Here is a 5,466-nt window from a genome sequence, read left to right on the forward strand (position 1 = left end):
CACCTCCCGCCCCAGCCGCGTGTCGGTGGCCTGGTACACCTCTCCCATCCCGCCCGCGCCCAGCTTGGCGGTCACCTGGTACTGCCCGATGGATTGTCCGATCATGCGGAAAGCTGCCCGGGAGCCATGGGGAGTGTCCGCGCATTATAAGTCGCGCCCTGCCGCCCGAACAGGGAAACGTCGGCCGCTCGGGGCCTCTTGGCCGACGACCGGCAGCCGACGACCGACGACACTCCTACTTCCCCACCAGCACGAACGCTCCCCAGTAATAAGGAAGGTCGCGCCCGTAGCGCCGGCGCACCACTTCCCGTTCTTCCAACTGCGCCCGCCGCAGCGCCTCGTGCTTCTCCACCCCCGCCAGCCACTTGGAATAGAAGCGCGTCATCAGCTCCTGCGTCTCCCGGTCGGGCACCGGCCACAGCGACATCATCACCGCCTGCGCCCCCGCCTCCTCGAAGGCGCGCCTCAGCCCGAAGACGCCCTCGCCGTTCTGCACCTCGCCCTGCCCGGTGTTACAGGCCGAGAGCACGACCAGCTCGGTGCCCTGCAGATTGAGGTTGCTGGCCTCGTAGGCGGTGAGCACGCCGTCGTCGAGGTCCTCGGGGGCGGGCTCCCCGGCCAGGGCGCGGTCGGCCCCCGCGAAGAACAATCCCGAGCGCAGCATGGGGTCTTCCAGGCCGGAGGGCTGGTTGCCGGCGAGGCCCATCCGCTCCCTCCGCACCCCCTGGTCCGGGAGGAAAAAGCCGTGCGTGGCCAGGTGAAGGACCCGCGGACCATGTACCTGCTTGACGGCTTCCTCCAGGGCGCGCTCGCCGGTGTAGCTCTTGGCCTGCCAGTGATGCTCCTGCAGGAGCTGGTCCACGGCCCGGATCTCGGCGCCGGTGCCGGGCAACGGCGGCAGGGTTGCGCCCGCGCCTTGATCCCGCGAGCGCTGGCTGGGCGCCAGGATGGCGACCTCGGCGGCTTCTGGCGCCTGGGCCGCACCCAACTTCTGCAGCGCGGCCCGGTACGCGGCCGGGAGCAGGTCGAAGGCGGGGTTTCCGACCAGCACGGCGAGCTTGGAGGCCGGCCCCGGCGCTGGCCGCAGCAGCTCCTTGGTGCTCGACACCAGCCGCAGGTCGTACTCTTCCAGCAGCAGCCTGCCGTCGGGAGTGGGGATCAGCCCCAGCGGCGCCTGGTTGAGCGCCCCGTCGGGCGAAAGATAGACGCGCTTCGCGCCCGCCAGCAGCGGCTCCAGCGGCTTCCAGAACAGGTCGTAGACCTCCGCTCCCGGAAGCGCCGCCGGCCCCGTGCTCTCCATGCCCCGCGCCTGCGCCTGCTGTTGGAACCCGATCAGTGCTTTGCCCTCCAGCCGCTTGCCTTCTCCCAGCAGCACGTAGGCAGGATGGTCCCGGGTCTCGGCCGTCACCACTAGCGCCACGTAGTAGCTCTTGTCCGTCCAGGTCTTGCCGTCGTGGAAGGCGAAGCGCGCCAGCTCCACCGCCGCCTCTCCCGGCTGCAGCGCCGCGCGCACCTGCTGCCAGGTGACGCGCTCCAGCTTCTTCTGCTGGGCGAAGGCGGCCGAGCGCGCCACCAGCTCCTTCTCCACCTCGTCAGCCTCGGCTTGCAGTTGCTCGATCTGCCGGCGCCAGGCCTCGCGGTCCTTGGGCGTCTGCTGGATGAGGGCGGCGATCTGCGCCCGCTTGGCCGCCAACTGGTCGAGCAGCGTCAGCGCCTGCGGGTCTCCGCTGGCTTCCACCCGCCGCCGCAGCGCCGTCTCGCTGCCCGCCACGAATCCCTTCTCCCACAGCAGCAGGTCGTACATGTCGCCCGCCAGCTCCGGCATCTTGTCCTCGTACTGCTCGACGAAGCTGAAGTAGGCGGGAAAGCTGCTGGCCTGCGTGGCCAGGAAGTCCAGCCGGTCTTTTTCCGTCATGTAGGTGAAGTGGTACTGGAACTGGCGGAAGAGGCTGTCGAATTCGCGGGCGAAGAGCGGTTGCGCCTCCGCCGGCCGCCCCTGCGCGTAACGCAGCCCGGCCAGGTTGCCCAGCGCCGCCTGCACCTGCGGATGCTCCGGCCCCAGCGCTTCCTCCGCGATCCGCAGGCTGCGCTGGAAGAGCGGGTCCGCCTGCTCGTACTTCCCTTGCTTCCAGTACAGCATGGCCAGGTTGTTCAGCGAGAGGGCGGTGTCGGCGTGCGCGGCGCCCAGCGTCTTCTCGCGGATGGCCAGCGCACGCCGGTAGAGCTCTTCCGCCGGCCCCGGCTTGCCTTCGTCGTCGTAGAGCACCGCCAGGTTGTTCAGCGCCGTGGCCACCTGCGGATGCTCCGCTCCCAGCGCCTTCTCGCGGATGGCCAGCGCCCGCTGGAACAGCGGCTCCGCCTGCGCGTACTTGCCTTCCGTGGTGTAGAGCACGGCCAGATTGCCGAGATCGGAGGCGGTGTGCGGATGCTCGGGGCCCAGCGCTTTCTCGTCGATCCGGAGCGCGCGCTGGTAGAGCGCTTCCGCGGGCTCATACTTGCCCTCATCCTTGTAGAGCAGCGCCAGGTTGCCCAGGTCGGTGGCCACGTCGGGATGCTCCGGGCCCAGCGCCTGCTCGTCGAGGTGCAGGCAGCGCTGGTAGAGCGGCTCGGCCTCGCCGTAGCGACCCTGGTCGACGTAGAGCGCCGCCAGGTTGTTCAGCACCGGCGCCAGGTGCGGGCTCTCCGGCCCCTGGGCCTTCTCCCGGATGCTCAGCGCGCGCCGCAATTGCGCCTCCGCCTCGGCGTAGCGCCCCTGCTTGCGGTAGAGTTCGCCCAGGTTGTTCAGGTTGATCGCGGTCTCGGGAGAGTCGGGCCCGGGAGACTTCTCGTGGATGCGCAGCGCCCGCTGATACAGCGCCTCCGCCGGCGCGTACTTGCCCTCGTCCTCGTAGATCCCGGCCAGGTTGTTGAGCGAGGAAGCCACGTCGGGATGCTCCGGCCCCAGCGCCTTCTCGCGGATGGCCAGCGCGCGCTGATACAGCCGCTCCGCCTCCGCCGTCTTGCCCTCGGCGCCGTAGACCGCGGCCAGGTTGTTGAGCGCCGTGGCCACCGCCGGATGCTCCGGCCCCAGGTACTTCTCCAGCAGGCTGAGATCGCGCTGGTAGAGCGGCTCGGCCTCGGCGTAGCGGCCCTGCTCGCGGTAGAGCAGCGCCAGGTTGTTCAGCGAGGTGGCCACCGCGGGGTCCTCGGGGCCGAAGCTGGCCTCGGCCACGCGCAGCGCTTCCTCCGCCAGCGGCACCGCCTCCGCGACCCTGCCCTGCTGGTGCAGCGCCACCACCTGCCGGTTCAGTTCCTGCCAGCGCTCCTGCTGCGCCGCCAGCGGCAGGCAGGCCAGCAGCATCACCAGCGGCAGGACGAAAGGGCGACGAGGAGACACGATGCGCTCTGCTTTCCGAGGGAGGCGGTTCTGTGCCGACTGCTTCTTCAGCTCCGAGGTCCAGTTGAGCACTAGAGACTAGAAACCAGAAACTACTTCTTCATCCCCGCCCGCCAGTTCACCAGCAGGCTGATGGGCTGGGAAGCATCCTCGTCCAGGCTGTTGATGAGGAAGCGCTGCCCGTCGGCGGTGACGTCATAGGCGAAGTCCGGGTTGGAGACTCCGGCGGTGGTGAACAGGCGCTGCGGCGAGCCGATCTGCAGGCTGGCGCCGCTGCCGTTGACCGGCACCGCCACCAGGTCGCGGGTGGGAGTGATGAAGTACAGCTCCTTGCCGTCGCGCCGCCAGCGCGGGCTGAGCCCGCCGCTGCTGGAGATCTGCCACTTTCCCACCGGGCCCGGGAAGCGCGTGACGTACACCTCGAACTGGCCCGACTCCAAGGACTGGTACGCCAGCCAGCGTCCGTCGGGGGAGAAAACCGCGCCGAACGTGGGGTACGGGCCTTGCAAAAAGGCAAACGGCTTGCGCTCCCCCTCCATCGGCAGAATCCAGGTCTGGACCTGCTGCTTGCTCTCGTCTTGGGCATAGGCCAGGAACTTCCCGTCCGCCGACCAGTCCGAGGGGCTACGGTCGAAGGCAGACGGGGGCAGCAACTCCTCGTCCGGCCCCGTTCCGTCCGAAGGCTTCTCGTACAGGTTGAAGGTGCGGTTGGCGCGGTTCGAGGCGAAGAGGATGCGGCTGCCGTCCCGCGACCACACAGGACCAATGTTGGGCAGGCCCGAGGTGAACGTCAGCCGCGTCTTGACTCCCCGCTCCAGGTCGAAGATGAAGATGTCGCTGTTGGGATCGCCCGCCGCCACCGCCAGCCTGCGCCCGTCGGGCGAGAGCCGCATGTTGGAGTAGCTCTGCCTTTCGCCCACCGTCCCCAGCTTCTTGCCCGAGCGGTCGTACCAGATCAGGCGGGTGCCGGCACCCGCTCCTCCCGCCTGGTAGGCCAGCACTCCCGTTTCCGACGCGGAGAAGATACCGTGCCAGGTGGAGAGGTCGAACTGCGCCTCCGCGTTCACCGGCGCCGCTTCCCCGCTCAACTTTCCGCGGCGCGGGTCGAAGGACTGCGCCAGCAGCGTGTTCTCCCGCAGGAAGAGCAGCTCGCCCTGGGCGTATTCCGCCTGCGCGAAGGTGTGGACCACCAGCTTGTTCTCTTTCCCGTCCAGGGAGGCGAAGAACACCCCTGTCTTCTCTCCCGAGGGCGCGTTGTGGTTGGCGGCCACGTAGAGGAAATGCTTGCCGTCGGGCAGGAACCGGGGCCAGCGGTAGGTGGTGTACTCCTTCAGGTCCACCTTGAGCACGGGCGTGGCCGCGCCGCCGTTGGCCGAGACCCGCCAGAGGCCCTCCTGGGTGTCGGGGGTGAAGAGGATCACTCCCTCCCGGCTCCAGCTTCCGCCGCGGCCCCCGGGGGCATCGCACAGCGTCTGCGGCGGCCCCCCGGCCAATTCCACGCGCTTGAGTTTGCTGGCGCCGAAGAAGCCCAGCGAGCGGCTGTCCGCCGACCAGAAAGGAAAGGTGGCGTCCTCCGTCCCCGGCAGCATCTGCACGGTCACTCCGTCCAGGGATTGCACCCAGAGGTGCGCCTGACCCTCGCTGCCCACCGCCACGAAGGCCAGCCAGGCGCCGTCGGGCGAGACCGTGACCGGGCCCCCCGTGTCCCCGCTGAACAGGAAGCGCGTCTTCTGCGGCGCCAGGATCTGGGAACTGATGCGCCGCTCCGGCCGGTTCGCGCTCTTCCAATAGAGCGCGCCCAGCACCACCGCCGCCACGATCCCCACTACCGCCAGCGTCCAGCCCAGCCACTCGCGATGCTGCCGCCGCGCCTTCACCGGCAGCGCGCTCACCCCGGCCTGCGAGCCGGACTGGCTGATCCAGTGCAACTGCCGCGCCACGTCCGCCGCCGACTGCCAGCGCTCTTCCGCGTCCTTGGCCAGGCAGGTCTTGACCACGTGCTCCAGCGCCGGCGGGGTCAGCGGCTGCACCCTCGAGATCGGTTCCGGCTCCTTCTCCAGGATGGCGCTCGCCACCGAGATGGCGCTCTT

Annotated in this window: 2 protein-coding genes; both read right to left on the reverse strand. The window is 69.4% G+C overall.

From position 1 onward, the window contains the following. Positions 1–235 precede the first annotated feature (235 nt). Positions 236–3,376, reverse strand: coding sequence for a tetratricopeptide repeat protein (locus VEG08_05115; GenBank protein HXZ27363.1), 3,141 nt, complete (start codon positions 3,374–3,376; stop codon positions 236–238). Positions 3,377–3,468: 92 nt separating this feature from the next. Further along, a partial coding sequence (locus VEG08_05120) for a hypothetical protein (protein HXZ27364.1) occupies positions 3,469–5,466 on the reverse strand: 1,998 nt, incomplete at its 5' end.

This window comes from Terriglobales bacterium, assembly GCA_035624475.1.
GTDB lineage: Bacteria > Acidobacteriota > Terriglobia > Terriglobales > Acidobacteriaceae > DASPRL01.